The sequence below is a fragment of the Mesorhizobium sp. M1399 genome, from assembly GCF_040317735.1.
Classification (GTDB): Bacteria; Pseudomonadota; Alphaproteobacteria; order Rhizobiales; family Rhizobiaceae; genus Mesorhizobium.
The window spans coordinates 1-519 of record NZ_JAMYKZ010000088.1 but is presented as its reverse complement, the minus strand read 5'-3'; the positions used below and the strand labels follow the sequence as shown (position 1 = coordinate 519).

The 519-nt window shown below is 63.6% G+C and carries 1 protein-coding gene; it reads left to right on the top strand.

Going from position 1 to position 519, the window contains the following annotated elements:
• Positions 1-519, top strand: a 519-nt coding sequence (gene tnpC, locus NKH05_RS33055; RefSeq protein WP_353027115.1) for an IS66 family transposase, incomplete at both ends; no start/stop codon positions are given.

Genomic DNA, 519 nt, shown 5'->3' with positions numbered 1-519 from the left:
CGCAACCCTTGCCGGGCAGCATCGCCACGGCTTCGACGCTGGCCTTCGCGCTCGTTCACAAATACGTCGACGGCACACCGCTCTACCGCCTGGCACAGGCCTTTGAGCGCGCCGGCGTTCCTGTCAGCCGAGGCGCTCTGGGCCACTGGGTGATCGGCTCGAGCGAAAAGCACCTGCATCGCATCTATGACGCGCTGAAGCTGCGGCTCAGATCGCAAACCCTCATCCATGGCGACGAGACGACGGTTCAGGTGTTGAAGGAAATGGACAGAGCGGCCGCCAGCACCTCGTACATGTGGGCATACCGGAGCGGCCACGACAGTGACGAGCCGATCGTGCTGCTCGATTATCAGCCGGGTCGCGGCCAGGTACACCCGCAGACCTTCTTGGGCGATTACCGCGGCATCGTGATGAGCGACGGCTATTCCGCCTGGCGCACGCTGGAAGGGGCAACGCATCTTGGCTGCATGGCTCATTCGAGGCGGCGCTTCGTCGATGCCCTAAAGGCGAGGAAGAAGG